The organism is Phytobacter sp. SCO41 (assembly GCF_003073275.1).
Classification (GTDB): domain Bacteria; phylum Pseudomonadota; class Gammaproteobacteria; order Enterobacterales; family Enterobacteriaceae; genus Phytobacter; species Phytobacter diazotrophicus.
Genome location: NZ_CP027225.1, coordinates 2,229,013 through 2,250,472 on the forward strand (window position 1 = coordinate 2,229,013; position 21,460 = coordinate 2,250,472).

Sequence of the window (21,460 nt, forward strand, 5' to 3'; positions counted from 1 at the left end):
AAAATGACGCTTATTCGACGTTAAATGTAGCCCATACCGGAGCATGGTCGGAGGGTTTATCCATACTGCGGATATCGTAGTCGATGCCGGTTTCGATACAGCGCTCTGCCAGCGGTGAGCTTGCCAGCAGCAGGTCTATACGCAGGCCCCGGTTGTCATCAAACCCTTTGGAGCGGTAGTCAAACCACGAGAAGCGCTCGTTATTGTCCGGGTTCGCCGCACGCCAGGTATCCACCAGCCCCCAGTTTATCAGGCGATCCATCCATACACGCTCTTCCGGCAAGAAGGAGCATTTGCCGGTTCGCAGCCAGCGTTTGCGGTTCTCTTCGCCGATGCCGATATCCAGATCGGTGGGGCTGATGTTAACATCACCCATAATCAGCACCGGATTTTCTTTCTTGAGTTCGGTTTCAATATAGTTTTGCAGGTCCTGGTAAAACTTCTCTTTTGCCGGAAACTTGGTCGGATGGTCGCGGCTTTCCCCCTGCGGGAAGTAACCATTGATGACCGTGATGTTACCCAGCGGAGACGGAATTTCCGCCATGATGATACGGCGCTGGGCTTCTTCACCGTCGTCCGGGAAACCGCGACGCACGGAAACAGGCGTCGCTTTGGTCAGCAGCGCCACGCCATAGTGCCCTTTCTGCCCATGATAAAAGACGTTGTAACCGAGTTTCGCGACTTCTTCGAGCGGGAACATGTCGTCGTGGACTTTCGTCTCCTGCAGGCCAATCACGTCGGGCTGATGCTGCTCGACAATCGCTTCCAGTTGATGGGGACGGGCACGCAGGCCGTTGATATTAAAAGAGACAAATTTCATAGTCGCCGCCAGATTGCTGTGGGAATGTGGCAGGGATGTTAGCAGATAATGACAACGGATGCCTATGGGATTGGGCAGGGGGCGGGGCCTGTCTGTAGATGGGGCAACGCATTTATTAAACCATACATTGCCCACATGCCATCGCTACGCTGAACTTACTGGCACATCAGCCTTTTCACCTTTTATTGCCATACTGTTCGCTTCCCCATGCCACCATCCCTTCCAGCATCTGTTTTAACAGCGTCTGCAATTGAGGGGCGCGGGTCTCAGACCAGGCATAAGGTGGCGTTTCATCCATATAATTCATCTGCGCTAATTCAAGCTGCACGGCGTGGATATCGGCAGCGGGCTGTCCGTAAGCACGGGTGATGTAACCACCTTTGAAACGCCCGTTAAGCACGTGGCTGAACTGTGACTGTTGCTGGCAAATCCCCGTCAGCACACCACTCAATTCGGGCGAGCAACTGGCGCCATTATTGGTGCCGAGATTTAAATCGGGTAACTGCCCGTCAAACAACCGCGGGATGACCGACGCAATGGAGTGGGCATCAAATAACAGCGCATAGCCAAACTGCTGCTTAATCCGTGCGAGTTCGGCCTGGAGGCGCTCATGATATGGCTGCCAGATTTGCGCCAGATAATCCTGGCGTTGGGCATCGGTCGGGGCCATTCCGGGCTTAAAGGTGTCACGACCATCAAACAGAGTATCGGGATAGAGGCCCGTCGTTGCCGTGGTATAGAGCGGTTTGTCATCAGACGGTCGGTTCAGGTCGATAACAAAGCGGGAATAATTGCCGACTAAAATACTGGCTCCGAGGGCGCGGGCAAAGTCATACAGGCGGGGGATATGCCAGTCCGTATCGCCCAGAGGCTGCGCCGCCTCGCTGAGACCTTCGGCGACCTCCGGCGTCAGGCGTGTTCCGGCATGGGGAATACTGATCAGCAGCGGCGATGTGCCCGCCGTGAAATCATAGGGTGCGGTGATAGCTGAAAGACTCATAGGTCATGTTTTCCTCGTACATTTCCGCGATAGACCACCGTGCAGGGCAGTTCTCCGCCCAGCCAGTAGACCAGCTCAGCCGGTCGCGAGAGCGGCCAGTGGATAAAATCGGCGACTTTGCCTGGCGCCAGCGTGCCGTGAGAGTCCTGTAAACCGAGCGCGCGGGCGCCGTGACAGGTGATCCCGGCCAGCGCCTCTTCCGGCGTCAGACCAAACAGCGTGCAGCCCATACTCAGCATCAGGCGTAACGAGAGCACAGGGGAGGTGCCGGGGTTGGCATCGCTGGCCAGCGCCATCGGCACCCGATGCTGGCGGAATAAGGCCACCGGCGGCTGCTGCTTTTCGCGCAATAAATAGAACGCGCCGGGTAACAACACGGCGACGGTCCCGCTGGCCGCCATGGCGATGGCATCTTCTTCGGTGGCATATTCCAGGTGATCGGCCGACAGGGCGCCATGCCGGGCCGCGAGTGCGCTGCCGTGCAGTGAGGAGAGCTGCTCTGCATGCAATTTCACCGGCAGGCCCAGGGCTTTCGCGGTGGTGAATACCTTCTCAACCTGGGCCGGAGAGAACGCCAGATGTTCGCAAAATGCATCGACCGCATCGGCCAGCTTTTCCCGGGCGACAATCGGTAACAGGGTGTCGCAGACAAGGCTGATATACGCATCAGCGCGGTCTTTGTATTCAGGTGGGAGCGCATGGGCGGCAAGGCAGGTCGATACAATGTCAACCGGCAACCGGGTCGCTAATGCGCGAATCACCCGCAGCATTTTCAGTTCGCTGTCGATGGACAGCCCATAGCCCGATTTTATCTCAACGCTGGTGACGCCTTCTGCCAACAGCGGGCGCAGGCGGAATAACGCCGATTCGATCAGCTCCTCTTCTGTCGCCTGACGGGTGGCGTTAACCGTGGAGATGATCCCACCGCCGGCAGCGGCAATCTGTGCATAACTCACCCCGTTCAGCCGTTGCTCGAACTCACCGCTGCGGTTACCGCCAAAGACCAGATGGGTATGGCAATCGACAAAACCAGGCGTAATGATCCCGCCTGCAAAATCATGCAACTCCGCGTCGGGGAAGGGAGGACAATCGGCGGCCGGGCCGAGCCAGACAATTTTTCCGTCAGTGACAGCAATCGCACCGTTTTCTATCTGGCTGTAGTGTCCGTTTTGCATCGTGACCAGCGTGGCGCCACGCCAGACGCTATCGCAACGGGCGGGTGGCGTGGCGGAAAACGACAAAGATTCGGCTAACGACATGACAAACTCCGGGTTGGATTTATCTTGTATAGACAATTAAAGTCAACCTAACGCATAACCGGAAACGCGGCAAGGCGAGCAGAAAGAGTTTTTTCTTATTGCTGGTGAGCTTACATATCAGGAGACACAGCGGCCAGAAAAGCCGCTATGGGTAAAGCGGGGTTAGCCGTGGCTGGTGAAGCGGCCAAATAGCTGATAGCGCGAACCGGGGTAAACCAGACGGGCGGAGGTGACGATGCGGCTGCCGCTCCAGGTGCGACGGTGGATCAGCAGACAGGGTTCGTGCTCCTCCAGTTGCAGCAATTCACGCTGCTCGTCGCTGGCGCTGACCGCTTCGACCCGATGTTCACCGGCTGTGAGCGGCGATATTTCCATCAGATAGGTGTAGGGCATCTGCTTATTGAAGACCTGACGCAGATAATCCGGCGCGGCGGCCGGGTTAACGTAGCGGTCTTCGATTTGTACGGGGACATTATTTTCGTAATGGACGATCTGCGAATAAAACAGCGTGTCACCGGGCGCGATACCCAATTGCATGGCCTGATCGGCATCGGCCTCGCGGGCCTCACACACCAGAATCCTGCTGTCGTGGCGATGGCCGCGCTGGGCGATTTCATCGGCAATATTGTGCACTTCGAGCATTGGCGTGTAGGCCTTCGCTTCGGCAACGAAGGTGCCGACACCCTGCATGCGGATAAGAAAACCTTCGCTGGTCAGTTCACGCAGCGCACGGTTAATGGTCATGCGGCTCACGCCAATCTCGTTGACCAGTTCACTTTCCGACGGAATACGTTGATGGGGCTTCCAGGCACCGGAGCGAATCTGGCTGATGATAGCCTGCTTCACGCGCTGATAAATCGGGGCAGGGGTATCACTCATGGCAGCGGCAAGCTCAGACAATGCCTGCCGGGTCACGCCGTGTTGTGCGACACCGTTCGGTGAAGGCTCCGACATTTTCTTACCTCTCAAAAAATCCACAGGTATCAGGAACGTTTCCCCAACGTCCGGCCATGTCCACCGCACAGGGGGTAAGCGCACGTTGATGAAAAAACGAAAATAGTAAAAAAAACACGCTGCAAGTTTACAGCCAATTCAGGCATATGTATATGTATAGACAAATTGGTCAAAGGTTTGGCAGTGGTCTGCGCAACGGTGCTCAGACGTTGCTTTTCCCCGTTCAGGAACGTTGTTATGCCTGCATATTTTGCTCCACGTGTCTTGCTCGCTACAGGTTGGGCGCACAATGTCCGACTGGAGGTTGATGATGTCGGCATGCTGACCGCCATCACGCCTGATGCTACTCCCGATGGCAGTATCCCGCTTTCCGGCCCGGTGGTGCCGGGCATGCCAAACCTGCACTCCCATGCCTTTCAGCGCGTGATGGCCGGGCTTGCGGAGGTGGCGGGCGACCCGCAGGACAGCTTCTGGACCTGGCGGGATCTGATGTACCGCATGGTGCAGCGCCTGACCCCGCAACAAGTCGGCGTGATTGCCCGCCAGCTCTATATCGAAATGCTCAAAGGCGGCTACACCCAGGTCGCCGAATTCCACTATTTGCACAATGACATCAGCGGCAAACCCTATGCCGATCGTGGTGAGATGACCGCACACCTGAGCGCCGCCGCCGGGGATGTGGGCATTGGCCTGACGTTATTGCCGGTGCTTTACAGCTATGCCGGGTTTGGCGGCCAACCCGCTCAGGCCGGGCAAAAACGCTTTATTCAGGATGCCGACAGCTATCTGGAGCAGCAGGCGATCATTGGGCGGCAAATCAACGGAAAACCGCTGCAAAACCAGGGGGTGTGCTTTCACTCCCTGCGCGCGGTCACGCCTGAACAAATGGAGCAGGTGTTACGCGCCAGCGACCCGACGCTCCCGGTCCATATTCATATTGCCGAACAGCAAAAAGAGGTTAACGACTGCCTGAACTGGAGCGGTCAGCGCCCGATCAGTTGGCTGTATGATCATCTGGACGTGGATGCCCGCTGGTGCCTGATCCACGCGACCCATGCGGATGCCAGCGAAGTGACAAAAATGGCCCACAGCGGTGCGGTGGCCGGATTGTGCCCAACCACCGAAGCGAACCTTGGCGACGGTATTTTCCCCGGCGTTGACTATCTGGCGCAGGAAGGGCGCTGGGGCATCGGCTCGGACAGCCATGTCTCGCTCAACGTGGTGGAAGAGTTGCGCTGGCTGGAATATGGCCAGCGCCTGCGCGACCAGCGGCGTAACCGGCTGGTCGCTACGGGGCAAACGCGGGTAGGGGATGTGCTTTACACGCAGGCGTTGTCCGGTGGTGCGCAGGCCTGCGGTGTCCCGCTGGGGCAACTTTCGGTCGGTTATCGCGCCGACTGGCTGGTGCTTGACCATCAGGACCCTTACCTGGCCGCGGCAAGCGACAACGAGTTACTTAACCGCTGGTTGTTTGCCGGTCATGCCGGGCAAATTCGCGATGTTTATGTTGGCGGCGTGGCGCGGGTTATTGACGGGGTTCATCCTCAGCAGCAGGCCGCCGCATCTAATTTTCTGCATCTGTTGCAACAACTTTGTCAGGAGAACGCATGAACAACTGGCATCCGTTTTCCCAAGCGACGTTGCCGGTAAGTCGCTGGCGCAATGGCGGGGGAGAAACCCGCGAGATCATCAGTTGGCCGCAGGGTACGGCGGAATTTGACTGGCGCGCCAGCATTGCCACTATCGCCGCCGATGGCCCGTTTTCCGCCTTCCCGGGTATTGATCGCTCGATAACTTTACTGAGCGGAGAGGGGGTACATCTGTCCGATGGCGGGCAGCTTAGCCACCGTCTGAGCACGGTCGGCGCACCGTTTGCTTTCAGTGGCGACCTCTCACTCAGCGCGCATCTGCTGGGCGGTATGACGATGGATTTCAATCTGATGACCCGCCGCCATGTCTGCGCCCCTCGCGTGGTCGTCCTGCGTGAAAGCGGGACAGTCACCGCAGAGAAAGGCGGTGTGATCTACGCCATTGAGGGTGAGTGGCAACTGCCGGACGGGACCCGCTTTGGCAAGGGCGACGGTTTCTGGTGGTCGACGAGCGACAGCCAGGCGCATGCGCAGTGGGCTATTTCGTCTTGTGCGCAAACCCATACCGGGCAGGGTCTGCTCTTGTGGGCCGCGGTCACGGACTAACCCGGAGCAGAGTGCACTGAAATAGCGCGCCGGGTGCACTACTTTGATTCTTCAGGCCCACGGTCAGTGGGCGAAAGCAACGATACGGGCGCTCTTACGGACTGGCACAAAGCTTGCTTTATCTTTCTCGGCTTAATTGTATAGACAAGAATATACAGTAGCGTCATTCGCCGGTGGCACATTGCTGCGCAGGCATTCCCGAGACAGGTAATTTGGCAGGAGTGGCAGATGAGCAACATGATTTCCAGGACTGTACTAAAGCGTTCGTTATCTCTGTTAGGGCTGGCAGTCGCGTTAGGCGGTGCGGCTAATACAGCACTGGCGGCGGATACGCCGGTGGCGATTGGGATTTCCGGCTGGACCGGCTTTGCGCCGCTGACCCTTGCCGATAAAGCGGGCATTTTCAAAAAGAATGGTCTTGATGTCACCCTGAAAATGGTCCCGCAGCAATCCCGTCATCTGGCGATTGCCTCCGGTTCGCTGCAATGCGCCGGGACTACGGTTGAAACCTATCTCACCTGGAATGCCAGCGGCGTGCCTGTTAAGCAAATTGTCCAACTGGATAAATCCTACGGTGCGGATGGGATTGCGGTACGCAGCGGTATCAATAGCGTGGCGGACCTGAAAGGCAAAACGATCAGCGTCGATGCGCCCGGTACGTCATCTTATTTCCTGCTGGCGTGGATCCTCGATAAAAACGGCATGACGATGAAAGATGTCAAGCTCGCGACCTTAGGGCCGGATGCCGCCGCGCATGCGTTCATTGCCGGGCAGAACGACGCTGCCGTGACCTACGAACCGTATCTCTCCAACATCCGCCAGAGCCCGGATAAGGGCAAAATCCTGACCACCACGCTCGACTACCCGATGGTGATGGATACCCTTGGCTGCACGCCGTCCTGGCTGGATAAAAACCCGAAAGCGGCCCAGGCGCTGGTCAACAGTTATTTCGAAGCGCTGGACATGATAAAAGCCGACCCGGATAAAGCCAATGAAATCATGGGCGCGGCGGTGAAAGAGACCGGCAAACAGTTTGCCGAAGAGTCCAGCTATCTGCGCTGGCAGGATCGCGATGCCAACAAAAAATTCTTTAGCGGCGAAATCGTAAGCTTCACCAATGAGGCGGCACGGCTGCTCACAGAGATGAAAATTCTGCGTAAAACGCCGGATATCAATACGTTGTACGACGCGAAGTACGTTACTCAGCCATGAAGGACCACGATATGAATAGTCCTGTCAGTCAGGCCGCGGACTACGCCAGCAAGACCACGACAGACTTACGCGAGCCGGCTCCCCTGCCGGCAAGCAAAAAGGTCTGGCATAACCCGATGATGGTGCCATTACGCCCCGTTGCGCCCCGTCATCGCTGGTTTCTGGGCTTCTGCTTCTTTGTGCTGTTTTTCGCCTTGTGGGCGCTGGTGACCTTTACCGGCCTGGTGGCACCGACCTTCCTCGCAAGCCCCGCCAGCATGGTGCAGGAAGGGGTATTACTGTTTACCGATTTCGATTTCACCACCGATATCGGCATGACGGTAATGCGCGTACTGGGTGGGTTTGTCCTGGCCTGCGTTATCGCCGTGCCGCTGGGCATCTGGATGGGCTCGTACAAGCTTATCGAAGCCTTCTTCGAGCCGTTTGTCTCGTTTTGCCGCTATCTGCCAGCCTCCGCGTTTGTGCCTCTTTTGATCCTGTGGGCCGGCATTGGTGAAATGCAGAAGATCCTGGTGATTTTTATTGGCTCTTTCTTCCAGATAACCCTGATGGTCGCTGTCGCCGTAGGTGCCGCGCGTCGCGATCTGGTCGAAGCGGCCTACACGCTGGGGGCGACCAATAAAAGCGTGGTGCGTCGGGTGATTATTCCCGGTGCGGCACCGGAAATCGCCGAACTTTTGCGTCTGGTGCTCGGCTGGGCCTGGACCTACGTCATCGTGGCGGAGCTTATCGGTTCATCCAGCGGGATAGGCCATATGATTGTCAACAGCCAGGCGTTACTCAACACCGGGCAGATGATCTTCGGCATTATCGTCATTGGCTGTATCGGCTTGCTCTCCGACCTGTTGTTTAAAGCGGTCAACCGCCGCCTGTTTGTATGGAGCTCTCTGTAATGAACTATCCGAAGCTCAGCGTTCGCCAGGTAGAGCGTGTTTTCACTGGCCCGAAAGGTGAAAAAACCCAGGCACTGTTGCCGGTGGATTATCAGGTCAATGAGAACGATTTTATAACCATTCTCGGTCCTTCCGGCTGCGGCAAATCGACACTGCTGCGTATTGTCGCCGGGCTGGATCAGCCGACACGCGGTGAAGTCTGGCTGGATGGGGAGCTGGTCGATGGCCCCGGTGCAGATCGCGGCATGGTATTCCAGAGCTATACGCTCTTCCCCTGGCTGACCGTTGAGCAAAATATCCGCTTCGGCTTACAGGAGCGAGGCGTGAGTAAAGCGGCGCAAAAGGAGCGCAGCGACTACTTTATTAATAAGGTCGGTTTGCGCGGCTTTGAGCATCACTTCCCACGGCAACTGTCAGGTGGCATGCAGCAACGTACGGCTATTGCGCGTGCGCTGGCGAATGACCCGAAAGTTTTGCTGATGGATGAACCCTTCGGCGCGCTCGATAACCAGACGCGCGTGATGATGCAGGAGTTACTACTGTCCATATGGGAGTCATCGCGCAAGACGGTGCTGTTTGTGACGCACGATATTGATGAAGCCATTTTTATGGCCAATAAAGTGGCAATTTTCAGCGCCCGGCCGGGGAGAATCAAAACCGAAGTGGCGGTGAACTTCCCGCACCCGCGTGATTACACCTTAAAGACATCGCCGGAGTTTATGACGCTCAAAGCGCGGATAACGGAAGAGATCCGTACCGAAACGCTGCAAACCCTGGATCATTGATCGCTATTTTTTGCGTCGTGTTGCCACTTTTTTGTCAGGTTGTGCGTAAGCACCCGGTGGGCCGAGTCCTGACCGGGTATATTTTCAGCTCTACTTGTATATACAGGAATAGATTATGGCTCCTTCATCCACCGGTTTCACCCTTTGCCGCCTGCAGCCTGGTCATGTTGATCTGCCAATGCTGCGCCAGATTTATCAGGGCAATGTTCATCTCGCGCTGGCGGAAGAGGCCCGTGCCGATGTGCTGGCCTCTCAGGAGACGGTCACCCGCATTGTGGCATCGGGGGAAGTGGTGTACGGCATCAATACCGGGTTCGGCAAGCTGGCGCAAACCCGTATTCCGGCCGAGCGCCTGGCGGAATTACAGCGCAATCTGGTGCTGTCGCACAGCGTGGGGACGGGTAAATATCTGGCGGATAACATCGTGCGCCTGGTGATGGCAACCAAAATCCTCAGCCTGTCACGCGGCCATTCCGGCATTCGCATTGAAGTCATTGATGCCCTGATAACCCTCTTCAATGCCGGGGTCTATCCCTGCATTCCCGAAAAAGGCTCGGTGGGCGCCTCCGGCGATTTAGCCCCGTTGGCGCATCTGTCGCTGATGCTGATTGGCGAAGGCACGGTGACGGTACAGGGCAATACCCTGTCTGCGGTGGAAGGTCTGGCAAGCGCCGGGATACGGCCGTTCGAACTCGGGCCGAAAGAGGGGCTGGCGCTGCTTAACGGTACCCAGGTGTCGACCTCCCTCGCGCTGTCGGGACTGTTTGAGGCAGAACGCGTCTTTTCCGCCGGGCTGGTGGCTGGCGCACTGTCGCTGGAAGCCATTAAAGGTTCGGTTAAACCGCTGGACCCGCGTATCCATGAAGCCCGCGGACAGCAAGGGCAGATTGCCGTGGCGGCAGCGCTGAGCAAAATTCTTGCCGGGAGCGAGATTGTGACTTCCCATGCGGCCTGTGGCCGCGTACAGGATCCGTACTCCATCCGCTGTGTGCCGCAGGTGATGGGGGCGTGCCTTGATAACTTACATCACGCCGCCCGCATTTTGCGCATTGAAGCCAATGCTGCGTCCGATAATCCACTGGTGTTTGCGGAAAACGGCGACGTAATTTCCGGCGGCAATTTCCACGCCGAACCGGTCGCCTTCGCCGCGGACATTATCGCGCTGGCGGTCGCTGAGATCGGGGCGATATCGGAGCGCCGTATGGCGCTGTTGCTGGATACGGGATTATCCGGCTTGCCGCCGTTCCTGGTACGCGACGGCGGCGTAAACTCCGGCTTTATGATTGCCCAGGTCACCGCCGCCGCGCTGGCCTCAGAAAACAAATCGCTGGCCCATCCGGGAAGCGTCGATAGCCTGCCTACCTCAGCCAATCAGGAAGACCATGTCTCAATGGCGACCTACGCCGCGCGTCGCCTGGGGGATATGTGTTTTAACACCAGCGTTGTGGTTGGCATTGAAGCCATGGCCGCCGCGCAAGGGGTGGATTTCCATCGTCCGCTGCAAAGCTCAAGTACCCTGGAAAACGAAATGCAGGCGATCCGCCAGAACGTTGCGTTCCTTGAAAAGGACCGCCTGATGTCACCGGACGTCGAGATGATGCGTCTGTGGGCCTCCCGCGAACACTGGCCCGCAGAAATCGAAGCGCTGTTACCAAGCTTCGCCTGATAACGCTGTGCAAAAAATTCAAATTTAGAGAAGGAAATGAACATGAATGCGCCACACAAAAATGCCGAAGCCCGCGTTGTCCGTGCTCCCCAGGGGAGCGAACTGAGCTGCCAGAACTGGCTGATCGAAGCGGCCTACCGCATGATTCAGAACAACCTCGATCCGGATGTCGCCGAGCGCCCGGAAGATCTGGTGGTTTATGGCGGTATCGGCAAAGCGGCCCGCAACTGGCCCGCCTTTGAGGCGATCCTTGAGAGCCTGCGCAAGCTGCGGGAAGACGAAACGCTGCTGGTACAGTCGGGGAAACCGGTCGGTGTTTTTCGTACCCATACCAACGCCCCGCGCGTATTGATTGCCAACTCCAATATCGTTCCCCACTGGGCGCACTGGGAACATTTTCATGAACTGGATAAAGCGGGTCTGATGATGTACGGCCAGATGACCGCCGGTTCTTGGATATACATCGGTGCGCAGGGCATTGTGCAGGGCACCTACGAAACCTTCGCCGAAGCGGGCCGCCAGCATTACAACGGTAGTCTGCGTGGTAAGTGGATTTTAACCGCCGGGCTGGGCGGTATGGGCGGCGCACAGCCGCTGGCAGGGGTGCTGGCGGGCGCGTGCGTGCTGGCGATTGAGTGCCAGGAATCGCGCATCGATTTCCGTCTGCGTACGCGCTATCTCGACTACAAAACCAACAGCCTCGACGAGGCTCTGGCGATGATTGAAAAAGCCTGCGCTGAGAACAAAGCCATCTCCGTTGGCCTGCTGGGTAACGCCGCCGAACTGATGCCCCAACTGGCGGCGCGGGCGAAAGCAGGCGGTTTGCGCCCGGATATCGTCACCGATCAGACCTCGGCGCACGATCCGCTCAACGGTTATCTGCCGGAGGGGTGGAGCCTGGAAAAATGGCAGCAGGCGCGCCAGTCCGACCCGCAGTCGGTGGTGAAAGCGGCCCGCGCGTCCATGGCGAAACACGTGCAGGCGATGCTCGATTTCCACGCGATGGGGATCCCGACCGTCGATTACGGCAACAATATTCGCCAGGTTGCCAAAGAGGAAGGGGTGACCAATGCCTTTGATTTCCCCGGATTCGTTCCTGCTTATATTCGCCCGCTCTTCTGCGAGGGTAAAGGCCCCTTCCGCTGGGTAGCGCTCTCCGGCGACCCGGAAGATATCTACAAGACCGACGCCAAACTGAAAGAGCTCTTCCCGGATAACGCTAATCTCATTAACTGGCTGGATATGGCGCGCGAGCGCATTGCGTTCCAGGGGCTGCCTGCACGTATCTGCTGGCTTGGCCTGGGGGAACGCCATCTTGCTGGTCTGGCCTTTAACGAAATGGTGCGCAATGGTGAATTAAAAGCGCCGATTGTGATTGGCCGTGACCATCTGGATACCGGCTCTGTGGCGTCGCCAAACCGTGAAACAGAAGCGATGAAAGACGGTTCCGATGCAGTTTCCGACTGGCCGCTACTCAATGCGCTGCTCAATACCGCCGGTGGCGCGACCTGGGTCAGCCTGCACCACGGCGGCGGTGTGGGGATGGGCTTCTCTCAGCACGCCGGGATGGTCATCGTCTGTGATGGGAGCGAAGAGGCGGATGAGCGGCTGGCGCGCGTGCTGTGGAATGACCCGGCCACCGGTGTTATGCGCCACGCGGACGCGGGTTATGAACAGGCAAAAGCCTGCGCGCAGCGTAACCACCTGAATTTACCCATGATCTGATGATGAATGCCGGACAGGCCGTTCGCGGTTATCCGGCTTTTCCCGGAGGGGGAGTAATGGCTTCAGATGTCGCAGTTTCCGACCCGCTTTTTGCTTTACAACACCAGACGCTCAACAACCTTGCCCGCCCTACGGCACGTAGCCTGGGGCTGTATAACGCCGGGCTGTCGGCAGAGGCGGTACGACAGCAATATGGCGTAACGCATATCGCCAAACTGGCCAGTAATGAAAACCCGTCAGGCGCCAGCCCGCAGGTGGTATCGGCTTTACAGAAGGATGCCGGTTTTAGCGCGGTCTATTCCGATGCCGCCAGCGGCCAATTGCGTGATGCGCTGGCGAACTATACCGGTGTGAGCGCCGATAAGATTGTCACCGGCAATGGTTCAGAAGACATCCTGCATATGCTGGCGCTGGCTTTTCTTAACCCTGGCGACCGCGTTGTCACGCTGATCCCTTCCTTTGGCCTGCACGAGATTTTCCCGCGCATGATGGGGGCAGATGTAACCCTGGTCGGGGTGGATCAACACCAGCAGTTTGATGTTGTGGCCTGGGAGCAAGCGTTCTCCACGCCCGCGAAAATGGTCATTTTCAGCAATCCGTCAAACCCCGTGGGGTGCATGCTCGACAAAGACGATTTTGCCCGCATCATTGCCGCCGCGCCACAGGAGTGTGTGCTGGTCATTGATGAAGCCTATTTCGAATATTGCCAGGACGACCCGGATTATCCCGACAGTCTGGCAGTGCTGGCGGCGCAGTCGCGCCCGTGGATCGTGCTGCGGACCTTTTCGAAGGCTTATGGCCTGGCGGGGCTGCGCGTGGGCTATGGCTTAGCCAGTCATCCTGAACTGGTCAATCTGCTCAACCGCGTGCGTACGCCCTTTAATATTAACCGCGCGGCGCAGGCGGCAGCGGTGGCGGCGATAGGCGACCAGGCGCATGTGAGAGCGAGCGTTGCTCTGATGCGCGTGCAGCGGGAGCGCATGGCCGCAGAGCTTACAAGGCTGGGGTTTTACGTAGCGCCCTCTCATGCCAATTTCCTCTTCTTTGACTGTGGACGGTCCAGCGGCGAGATGGCGCAGCAGTTGTTGCGCTATGGCGTCATCATCAAGCCGTGGCGGGAGCCAGGCTATGAGCGGTGGATCCGGGTGTCGATTGGCAACGAAGAGGATAATCAGCAGTTTATCGACGCCCTGAAAGCGATCCTCGCGCAGGGGGCGGCGTGAAACGACCGGCACTGAATATCGAAGAATTGCGCCATCGCGCCAGACGGGCGCTACCGCGTTTTGCTTTTAGTTATCTGGAAGGGGGCGCGGATGACGAGCAAACGTTGCGCGATAACCGCAGTGTCTTTGCCCGCTGGCGTTTTATTCCCCCGGTACTCAACGAGGCGAGCGAACGCGATCTCGCGGTCACCCTCTTTGGGCAGAAACTGGCGGCGCCGCTGCTGATTGCCCCTACCGGTTATAACGGCATGTTACGTTATGGTGCCGATGCGATGCTCGCGCGTGTCGCCAGAGATGCCGGGATTGGTTATATCCAGAGCACCGTCTCGACCGCTGCGATTGAGGAGATCGCCGCTGAAAATCTGCCTCAACACTGGTTTCAGCTCTATGTACTTAAAGACCGCACGGTCACCCTGGGGCTACTTGCCCGTGCAAAAGCGGCAGGCTGCACCACGCTGGTGGTCTCCGTTGATGCGGTACATTTCGGCAATCGTGAAAAAGATAAACGCAATTACCGCCGCCCGATGAAGCTCTCCCTCTCCAGTTTGTTTGATATCGCGTTACATCCGGCCTGGGTGTGGCGCACCATCCGGCCTGCGGGGGTACCGGGGTTTGGTAACTTAACGCCTTATGTCCCGGCGGATAAACAGCGGGGCGCCGGGGGCGCCAGTTATTTTGCCGGGCAAATGGATACGCGCCTGACCTGGGAGACGCTGGCGTGGATCCGCAGCCAGTGGTCGGGGCCGCTGCTGGTGAAAGGTATTCTCGCGCCGGATGACGCAACCCGTGCTTTTGCCACAGGCGCCGATGGCATTGTGCTGTCTAACCACGGTGGGCGGCAACTGGATGGTTCAGTGAGCGCCATGGAGGTGCTACCCGAGGTTCGTCGCCGCTGCGGGACGGAGGCCACAATCCTTATCGACAGCGGTTTTCGCCGTGGTACCGACGTGGTGAAAGCACTGGCGCTGGGGGCAAACGGGGTGTTACTCGGGCGGCCAATGCTCTATGGCGTGGCCGCTGACGGTGAGGCCGGGGCGAAGCAGGCTCTGGCGCTGATTTTGCAGGAAGTTGACCGCACCCTGGCACAGTTGGGATGTACGTCTATTGCCCGCTTAGGGCCACATTTGCTGCGTCCTCAATCCTGACAGAGAAGGGGGCTGGTTTGTTTATCACGGAGAGTCAATTATGCAGGCACTGAATATCATCTTCCCGGCGCAAATTTTACGTGGCGCAGGCGTTATCAACCGCCTTGGCGGGGTGTGCGCCGCGTTGGGCAAACGCGCACTTGTCATTGGCGGGCATGCCGGGCTGGCAGCGGTGAACACACAGATTCGCCATCAACTGGCGGCCTCTGCGGTCGAACTGGTGGGCCTGGAATGGTTTGGCGGCGTGTGCAGTGAAGAGAATATCCAGCGCCTGGCCCACCAGGTCGAGGTGACAGGGGCGGATCTGGTGATAGGCGTCGGCGGCGGCAAAGCACTTGATACCAGTAAAGCCGTTGCGGTACAGACGCATATGCCGGTTGTTACCATTCCCACCATCGCAGCGACCTGTGCGGCCGTGACGCCATTGACCATTCGTTATCACGCCAATGGTCATTTTCGCGATCTTTTCCCCTTAGCGCAGGCGCCCGCTGCGGTTATTATCGACAGCGAAATTCTGGCCACCGCGCCGCTGCGCTGGCTGGCGGCGGGCCTTGGCGACACGCTGGCAAAATGGTACGAATTCCGTGCTATTAGCGTGCGGCATCAGAACCACAGCGGCGTCGCGCAGGCTTCCAGCGCCAACAGCCGTATCTGTTATGACCTGATTAAGGCCCACGGACCTGCCGCCTGCGACGCCGTGCGGGCAGGCAAACCCAACGCCGCGCTGGAACAGGTGCTGGATGCCATATTTATGTTTGCCGGGCTGACATCGCTGATGAGCAGCGGTGCGCATGCCGCCGCCGCCCATGCGATTTATGAAGGCTTTACGGTCTGTGATAAAACCCGCGAATTTGGTCATGGGCTCCTGGTGGGCTTTGGCAACCTGTGTTTGCTGGCGCTGGAAAATCGTAGTGATGACGAACTACTTGAGGCGGTACGTCTGGCGCATGCCTGCGCGGTACCGCTGCGCCTGAGTGATATTGCCGCGCTTGATACCGGTGAGCTTGAGCAAATTGTGCAAATGTCATTGCATGCCCCGGATATGAAAAATATGCCGGATAACGTTACCGCACAGGCGCTCTACCAGGCGATTGCGCGCGTCGAAGCGATGGCAGAGCAACTCTGATTCAAGAACCTGTTACGTCATAGCACTCAAAAAGCTGGCAACGAAGCCAGCTTTTTTATTCTGTTGAACAGGATAATTGCCCCATGGCAGTGCGTGATGCCCCAAATTGTCGCAGGATTTACCGATAAATTTCGCAGACGATCACAGATCCAGAATTATATTTTATCGCTGCATAATCTTTCTGATTTTCCCTCCGCCATCCAGACTTCATCTAATATTATTCACTTTTTATGCAATTTAAGTGAATAGCGACAGGTTTTAACTTATTGATATTTCGTTGTCAGGCCGCGTTTATGCATTTTGATGGCTGGCTGGCACGCCCTGTGCAATATACATTTACAGCGTAAATACTCATATTTTTTAACATATATTCAACCAATTATTTACCGGATGAGGTCGCTATGTCACAGTCAATTACGCGTGAGAACTTTGATGAATGGATGATGCCTGTGTACGCGCCAGCGCCTTTCATTCCGGTCCGTGGCGAGGGTTCGCGCCTTTGGGACCAGAACGATAAAGAGTACATCGACTTTGCAGGTGGCATCGCCGTTAATGCGCTGGGCCATGCCCATCCCGCGTTATGCAAAGCGTTGAGCGAGCAGGCTTCGCGCTTCTGGCATACCGGAAACGGCTATACCAATGAGCCGGTATTACGTCTGGCAAAACGCTTAATCGACGCCACGTTTGCTGAGAAAGTCTTTTTCTGTAACTCCGGGGCAGAAGCCAATGAAGCGGCGCTGAAACTGGCGCGCAAATATGCTCACGATACCTATGGCGGCAAGAAAACCGGCATTGTGGCGTTCAAAAACGCTTTCCATGGTCGCACGCTGTTTACCGTAAGTGCAGGCGGTCAGCCTGCCTACTCGCAGGATTTTGCCCCTTTACCCCCGGATATCGCCCATGCCCCGTACAACGACCTGGCGGCGGCCAGTGCGCTTATCAATGACGATACCTGTGCGGTGATTGTTGAGCCGATGCAGGGTGAGGGCGGCGTGGTGCCGGCCAGCACCGCGTTCTTACAGGGGCTGCGTGAGCTGTGCGATCGCCATAATGCGCTGCTGATTTTCGATGAGGTACAAACGGGCGTCGGGCGTACCGGCGAACTTTATGCGTATATGCACTATGGCGTAACGCCTGACGTGCTGACCACCGCCAAAGCGCTGGGCGGTGGTTTCCCGGTAGCGGCGATGCTGGCTCGTGAGAAATATGCCCGCGTGATGACCGTTGGCACCCACGGTACGACCTACGGCGGTAACCCGCTTGCCTCTGCGGTTGCCGGTGCGGTACTGGATATTGTGAACACCCGTCAGACGCTCGATGGCGTCAAACAGCGCCACCAGTGGTTTAACGAGCAGTTGCAGGCCATTAATGCGCGCTGCGGCCTGTTCCGTGAAATTCGCGGTCTGGGGCTATTGATTGGCTGCGAACTCAACGCTGAATACGCCGGAAAAGCGAAACAGATTTCGCAACTGGCCGCCACTGAGGGCGTCATGGTGCTGATTGCCGGGGCAAATGTGTTGCGTTTCGCGCCTGCGCTCAATATTAGCGAAGATGAAGTCTCTCGCGGGCTGGCACGCTTTGGTATCGCCTGCGATAAATTCCTTGCGGGGTGTCCATCATGATGGTGATTCGTCCTGTTGAGCACGACGATCTTCCGGCGTTGATGGCGCTGGCTGGAAAAACAGGCGGGGGGTTGACCTCGCTGCCTGCGGACGAAGCCACGCTCTCTGCGCGCATCGAGCGCGCCCTGAAAACCTGGCGCGGGGAGCTGGCGAAAAGCGAACAGGGGTATGTGTTTGTCCTTGAAGTCGTAGAGACCGGCGAAGTGGCCGGGATCTGCGCCATTGAGGTCGCCGTGGGCCTCAACGACCCCTGGTATAACTACCGCGTCGGCACGCTGGTCCATGCCTCAAAAGAGCTGAACGTTTATAACGCGCTCCCCACGCTGTTCCTCAGCAATGACCATACGGGCAGTAGCGAACTTTGCACCTTATTTCTCGACCCGGCCTGGCGCAAAGAGGGCAATGGTTATCTGCTTTCTAAATCGCGTTTTATGTTTATGGCCGCGTTCCGCGATCGCTTTAACGAAAAAGTGGTGGCCGAGATGCGCGGGGTCATCGACGAGACCGGTTATTCACCATTCTGGGAGAGCCTTGGTAAGCGCTTCTTTTCAATGGAATTTGCCCGTGCGGATTACCTGTGCGGCACCGGGCAGAAGGCGTTTATCGCCGAACTGATGCCGAAGCACCCCATCTACACCGATTTTCTCTCGCCCGAGGCGCAAGCGGTGATTGGTCAGGTACACCCGCAAACCGCGCCAGCTCGCGCGGTACTGGAGAAAGAAGGTTTTCGCTACTGCAATTATGTCGACATTTTCGACGGCGGGCCAACCCTTGAGTGCGACATTGATCGCGTTCGCGCAATCCGTAAAAGCCGACTGGTGGAGGTGGTACAAGGAGAGCCTGTGCCTGGGGAATGGCCTGCCTGCATGGTAGCCAACGAGCAATATCATCAATTCAGATCCATGCTTATCTATGCCGACCCGGCAACGGAACGGCTGGTGCTGAGCGCTGCACAACTTGATGCTCTTAAATGTCACCCGGGCGACAAAGTTCGCCTGGTACGCCTGTGCGCAGAGGATAAAAAATCATGACTCAATGGATTAACGGTGAGTGGATTGCGGGGCTGGGTGCCCGACGTAGCAAAACGAACCCGGTCAGTAACGAAACGCTGTGGCAGGGTAATGATGCCGATGCTTCTCAGGTCGGTTTAGCCTGCGAGGCGGCACGCGCCGCGTTTCCGGCCTGGGCAAAACTGGCGTTTAGCCAGCGTCAGGCTATTGTTGAAAAATTCGCCGGACTGCTGGAAGCCAACAAAGCCGCATTAACTGAGATTATCGCCCGCGAAACGGGGAAACCGCGCTGGGAAGCGACCACGGAAATCACGGCGATGATCAATAAAGCCGCCATTTCGGTAAAAGCGTATCACGCGCGGACCGGCACTCAGCACACAGAGATGCCGGACGGCGCAGCCACGCTGCGCCATCGCCCACATGGCGTTCTGGCGGTGTTTGGCCCCTACAATTTCCCGGGACATCTCCCCAACGGGCATATTATTCCGGCCCTGCTGGCGGGAAATACCCTGATTTTCAAACCCAGCGAGCTGACGCCGTGGACCGGCGAGGCGGTGGTCAAACTGTGGGAAGAGGCGGGGTTACCGCCGGGCGTGTTGAACCTGGTGCAGGGGGGACGGGAGACCGGCCAGGCGCTCAGTGCCCTGGAAGGGATTGATGGTCTGCTCTTTACCGGCAGCGCCAATACCGGTTTCCAGTTACATCGCCAGCTTGCCGGGCAGCCGGAGAAGATCCTGGCCCTTGAGATGGGCGGCAACAATCCGCTGATTGTTGAAGACCCGGCGGATCTTGACGCAGCCGTCCATCTGACCATCCAATCGGCGTTTATCACCGCCGGGCAGCGTTGTACCTGCGCGCGTCGTCTGCTGGTCAAACGGGGCGAAGCGGGGGATGCGTTTTTGCGCCGTCTGGTGGAGGTCTCCTCACGGCTGACACCTGCGGCCTGGGATGCGGATCCACAGCCCTTCTTTGGCGGGCTGATTTCGGAACAAGCGGCACAGCATGTCTGGCAGGCCTGGCAGGGCCACGTCGAACGTGGCGGTAAAACCTTGCTTGAACCTCGTCTGCTACAGCCCGGCACCTCACTGCTGAGCCCTGGCATTATTGAGATGTCGGAGGCGCAGAATGTGCCGGATGAAGAGGTCTTTGGACCGTTGCTCTGTGTCTGGCGGTATGAGGACTTTGACGAGGCCATCACGCTGGCAAACAACACGCGTTACGGGCTGGCCTGTGGTTTGATTTCGCCGGACCGTGAACAGTTCGACCAGTTGCTGCTGGAGGCGCGGGCCGGGATCGTCAACTGGAACAAACCGCTCACCGGCGCCGCGAGCACCGCGCCATTTGGTGGAGTGGGCGCCTCGGGTAACCATCGCGCCAGCGCCTGGTATGCCGCCGATTACTGCGCCTGGCCTATGGCGAGCCTTGAATCGGCAGAGCTGGCCTTGCCGCAATCGCTCAGTCCGGGGCTTGATTTCAGCCGGGAGGAGAGGTGATGAAAGCGCGGGAAGTCAATTTCGATGGTCTGGTGGGCCTGACGCACCATTATGCCGGACTGTCGTTCGGTAACGAGGCGTCGACGAAACACCGTCACCAGGTTTCTAACCCGAAGCTTGCGGCAAAGCAGGGGCTGTTAAAGATGAAAGCGCTGGCGGATGCCGGTTTTGTGCAGGCCGTGATCCCACCGCAGGAGAGGCCGAACATCCCGGTCCTGCGCCAGTTGGGCTTTAGCGGAAGTGATGAGCAGGTGGTGGAAAAAGCCGCTGCGCATTCACCGCATCTGCTTTCTGCCGTCAGCTCTGCATCATCCATGTGGGTGGCGAATGCGGCAACGGTCTGCCCCTCTGCCGATGCGCTCGACGGGCGGGTGCATCTGACGGTGGCTAACCTCAATAACAAATTTCACCGGGCCATCGAAGCGCCGACCACCGAAGCGGTGCTAAAAGCCATCTTCCGCGATGAGCGTAAGTTTGCCGTGCATCCCGCATTGCCTCAGGTGGCCATGTTTGGCGATGAAGGGGCGGCTAACCATAATCGTCTTGGAGGCGACTACGGCGAGCCGGGTGTTCAGTTGTTTGTTTATGGCCGAGAAGAGGGCAGCAACGCCGCACCAGGGCGCTATCCCGCCCGCCAGACGCTGGAAGCCAGCCAGGCGGTCGCGCGGCTTAATCAGGTCTGCCCACGACAGGTTATCTTCGCCCAGCAAAATCCTGCTGTTATCGATCAGGGCGTCTTCCATAATGATGTTATCGCGGTATCAAACCGACAGGTGCTTTTCTGCCATGAGCAGGCGTTCTTGCATCAACAGGCGTTGTTTAGCCAGTTGCGTGCGCGGGTGCCGGGGTTTATGGCGCTGGAGGTACCCGACGCTGAGGTATCCGTCAGCGATGCGGTGCAAACGTATCTGTTTAACAGTCAGTTGTTAAGCCGCGAAGATGGCAGCATGGTGCTCATATTGCCTCAGGAATCCCGCGAGCATCCGGGCGCCTGGCGCTATTTGACCACGCTGCTTGAGCAAGAAAACCCCATCAGCGAGATCAAGGTGTTTGATCTGCGCGAAAGTATGTCTAATGGCGGCGGCCCGGCCTGTTTGCGCCTGCGCGTCGTCCTGACGGACGAAGAGGCGCGTGCGGTAAATCCGGCAGTGATGATGAATGATGTGCTGTTCCGCGCACTAAATGAGTGGATTGAGCGTTATTATCGTGACAGGTTAACGCAGGCCGATCTGGCTGATCCGATGCTATTACGGGAGAGCCGGGAAGCACTGGATACGTTGACGCAAATGTTGAGATTAGGTTCCGTTTATCCCTTCCAGCAGTGACAGGAGG

Annotated in this window: 18 protein-coding genes; 14 read left to right on the forward strand and 4 right to left on the reverse strand. The window is 57.7% G+C overall.

Going from position 1 to position 21,460, the window contains the following annotated elements; all coding sequences use genetic code 11:
- Positions 1-10 precede the first annotated feature (10 nt).
- The 4 genes from xthA to hutC all read right to left on the reverse strand — a co-directional run bounded on the left by xthA (position 11) and on the right by hutC (position 4,033).
- Positions 11-820 carry an exodeoxyribonuclease III gene (gene xthA, locus C5523_RS10850; protein ID WP_071195391.1) on the reverse strand — a complete coding sequence of 270 codons (810 nt, stop codon included), beginning with the start codon at positions 818-820 and terminating at the stop codon, positions 11-13.
- Between the two features lie 175 nt (positions 821-995).
- Positions 996-1,820: an N-formylglutamate deformylase gene (gene hutG / locus C5523_RS10855; RefSeq protein WP_071195390.1), complete on the reverse strand. Its 825-nt coding sequence runs from the start codon at positions 1,818-1,820 to the stop codon at positions 996-998.
- Entirely contained in the window at positions 1,817-3,079 is a 1,263-nt protein-coding gene (hutI, locus tag C5523_RS10860) for an imidazolonepropionase (protein ID WP_108701102.1), read from the reverse strand. The genes hutG and hutI overlap by 4 nt, the downstream gene beginning before the upstream one ends.
- A gap of 162 nt (positions 3,080-3,241) precedes the next feature.
- On the reverse strand, positions 3,242-4,033 hold the full coding sequence (gene hutC, locus C5523_RS10865; RefSeq protein ID WP_041851645.1) for a histidine utilization repressor: 792 nt from the start codon (positions 4,031-4,033) through the stop codon (positions 3,242-3,244).
- A 237-nt stretch (positions 4,034-4,270) separates the two neighbouring features.
- On the opposite strand from hutC, the gene C5523_RS10870 reads away from it, so the two are divergent.
- The 14 genes from C5523_RS10870 (at position 4,271) to astB (ending at position 21,453) form a co-directional block, all read left to right on the forward strand.
- Entirely contained in the window at positions 4,271-5,644 is a 1,374-nt protein-coding gene (locus tag C5523_RS10870) for a formimidoylglutamate deiminase (protein ID WP_108701103.1), read from the forward strand.
- Positions 5,641-6,228, forward strand: coding sequence for a HutD family protein (locus C5523_RS10875; protein ID WP_108701104.1), 588 nt, complete (start codon positions 5,641-5,643; stop codon positions 6,226-6,228). Before C5523_RS10870 ends, C5523_RS10875 begins: the two co-directional genes overlap by 4 nt.
- A 228-nt stretch (positions 6,229-6,456) precedes the next feature.
- The gene (locus C5523_RS10880; protein WP_041851642.1) at positions 6,457-7,440 is read left to right on the forward strand and encodes an ABC transporter substrate-binding protein; all 984 of its coding nucleotides are present in this window, start codon (positions 6,457-6,459) and stop codon (positions 7,438-7,440) included.
- Positions 7,441-7,451: 11 nt separating this feature from the next.
- On the forward strand, positions 7,452-8,333 hold the full coding sequence (locus C5523_RS10885) for an ABC transporter permease (RefSeq protein WP_041851641.1): 882 nt from the start codon (positions 7,452-7,454) through the stop codon (positions 8,331-8,333).
- On the forward strand, positions 8,333-9,118 hold the full coding sequence (locus C5523_RS10890; RefSeq protein ID WP_041851640.1) for an ABC transporter ATP-binding protein: 786 nt from the start codon (positions 8,333-8,335) through the stop codon (positions 9,116-9,118). The genes C5523_RS10885 and C5523_RS10890 overlap by 1 nt, the downstream gene beginning before the upstream one ends.
- 115 nt (positions 9,119-9,233) lie before the next feature.
- Positions 9,234-10,784 (forward strand): histidine ammonia-lyase, encoded by a 1,551-nt coding sequence (hutH, locus tag C5523_RS10895; RefSeq protein ID WP_107222834.1) that lies wholly within the window; start codon positions 9,234-9,236, stop codon positions 10,782-10,784.
- Between the two features lie 42 nt (positions 10,785-10,826).
- The gene (gene hutU, locus C5523_RS10900) at positions 10,827-12,509 is read left to right on the forward strand and encodes a urocanate hydratase (RefSeq protein WP_041851638.1); all 1,683 of its coding nucleotides are present in this window, start codon (positions 10,827-10,829) and stop codon (positions 12,507-12,509) included.
- A gap of 56 nt (positions 12,510-12,565) precedes the next feature.
- Positions 12,566-13,732, forward strand: a complete 1,167-nt coding sequence (gene hisC, locus C5523_RS10905) for a histidinol-phosphate transaminase (protein ID WP_108701105.1) — start codon at positions 12,566-12,568, stop codon at positions 13,730-13,732.
- Positions 13,729-14,877, forward strand: coding sequence for an alpha-hydroxy acid oxidase (locus tag C5523_RS10910; RefSeq protein ID WP_108701106.1), 1,149 nt, complete (start codon positions 13,729-13,731; stop codon positions 14,875-14,877). Before hisC ends, C5523_RS10910 begins: the two co-directional genes overlap by 4 nt.
- Before the next feature lie 40 nt (positions 14,878-14,917).
- On the forward strand, positions 14,918-16,003 hold the full coding sequence (locus C5523_RS10915; protein WP_108701107.1) for an iron-containing alcohol dehydrogenase family protein: 1,086 nt from the start codon (positions 14,918-14,920) through the stop codon (positions 16,001-16,003).
- A gap of 401 nt (positions 16,004-16,404) precedes the next feature.
- Positions 16,405-17,625 (forward strand): aspartate aminotransferase family protein, encoded by a 1,221-nt coding sequence (locus C5523_RS10925; RefSeq protein WP_103245551.1) that lies wholly within the window; start codon positions 16,405-16,407, stop codon positions 17,623-17,625.
- On the forward strand, positions 17,622-18,656 hold the full coding sequence (astA, locus tag C5523_RS10930) for an arginine N-succinyltransferase (RefSeq protein ID WP_108701108.1): 1,035 nt from the start codon (positions 17,622-17,624) through the stop codon (positions 18,654-18,656). Before C5523_RS10925 ends, astA begins: the two co-directional genes overlap by 4 nt.
- Positions 18,653-20,128, forward strand: coding sequence for a succinylglutamate-semialdehyde dehydrogenase (gene astD / locus C5523_RS10935; RefSeq protein WP_108701109.1), 1,476 nt, complete (start codon positions 18,653-18,655; stop codon positions 20,126-20,128). The genes astA and astD overlap by 4 nt, the downstream gene beginning before the upstream one ends.
- On the forward strand, positions 20,128-21,453 hold the full coding sequence (gene astB / locus C5523_RS10940; RefSeq protein WP_108701110.1) for an N-succinylarginine dihydrolase: 1,326 nt from the start codon (positions 20,128-20,130) through the stop codon (positions 21,451-21,453). Before astD ends, astB begins: the two co-directional genes overlap by 1 nt.
- Positions 21,454-21,460 lie beyond the last annotated feature (7 nt).

Bases quoted from the DNA above. Each gene is read 5' to 3' on its own strand.
- hutH (WP_107222834.1), top strand. From the start codon at position 9,234: ATGGCTCCTTCATCCACCGGTTTCACCCTTTGCCGCCTGCAGCCTGGT.
- C5523_RS10925 (WP_103245551.1), top strand. From the start codon at position 16,405: ATGTCACAGTCAATTACGCGTGAGAACTTTGATGAATGGATGATGCCT.
- C5523_RS10885 (WP_041851641.1), top strand. From the start codon at position 7,452: ATGAATAGTCCTGTCAGTCAGGCCGCGGACTACGCCAGCAAGACCACG.
- hutG (WP_071195390.1), bottom strand. From the start codon at position 1,820: ATGAGTCTTTCAGCTATCACCGCACCCTATGATTTCACGGCGGGCACA.
- C5523_RS10875 (WP_108701104.1), top strand. From the start codon at position 5,641: ATGAACAACTGGCATCCGTTTTCCCAAGCGACGTTGCCGGTAAGTCGC.
- hutC (WP_041851645.1), bottom strand. From the start codon at position 4,033: ATGTCGGAGCCTTCACCGAACGGTGTCGCACAACACGGCGTGACCCGG.
- hisC (WP_108701105.1), top strand. From the start codon at position 12,566: ATGGCTTCAGATGTCGCAGTTTCCGACCCGCTTTTTGCTTTACAACAC.
- xthA (WP_071195391.1), bottom strand. From the start codon at position 820: ATGAAATTTGTCTCTTTTAATATCAACGGCCTGCGTGCCCGTCCCCAT.
- C5523_RS10880 (WP_041851642.1), top strand. From the start codon at position 6,457: ATGAGCAACATGATTTCCAGGACTGTACTAAAGCGTTCGTTATCTCTG.
- astD (WP_108701109.1), top strand. From the start codon at position 18,653: ATGACTCAATGGATTAACGGTGAGTGGATTGCGGGGCTGGGTGCCCGA.
- astA (WP_108701108.1), top strand. From the start codon at position 17,622: ATGATGGTGATTCGTCCTGTTGAGCACGACGATCTTCCGGCGTTGATG.
- hutI (WP_108701102.1), bottom strand. From the start codon at position 3,079: ATGTCGTTAGCCGAATCTTTGTCGTTTTCCGCCACGCCACCCGCCCGT.
- C5523_RS10870 (WP_108701103.1), top strand. From the start codon at position 4,271: ATGCCTGCATATTTTGCTCCACGTGTCTTGCTCGCTACAGGTTGGGCG.
- hutU (WP_041851638.1), top strand. From the start codon at position 10,827: ATGAATGCGCCACACAAAAATGCCGAAGCCCGCGTTGTCCGTGCTCCC.
- C5523_RS10915 (WP_108701107.1), top strand. From the start codon at position 14,918: ATGCAGGCACTGAATATCATCTTCCCGGCGCAAATTTTACGTGGCGCA.
- astB (WP_108701110.1), top strand. From the start codon at position 20,128: ATGAAAGCGCGGGAAGTCAATTTCGATGGTCTGGTGGGCCTGACGCAC.
- C5523_RS10890 (WP_041851640.1), top strand. From the start codon at position 8,333: ATGAACTATCCGAAGCTCAGCGTTCGCCAGGTAGAGCGTGTTTTCACT.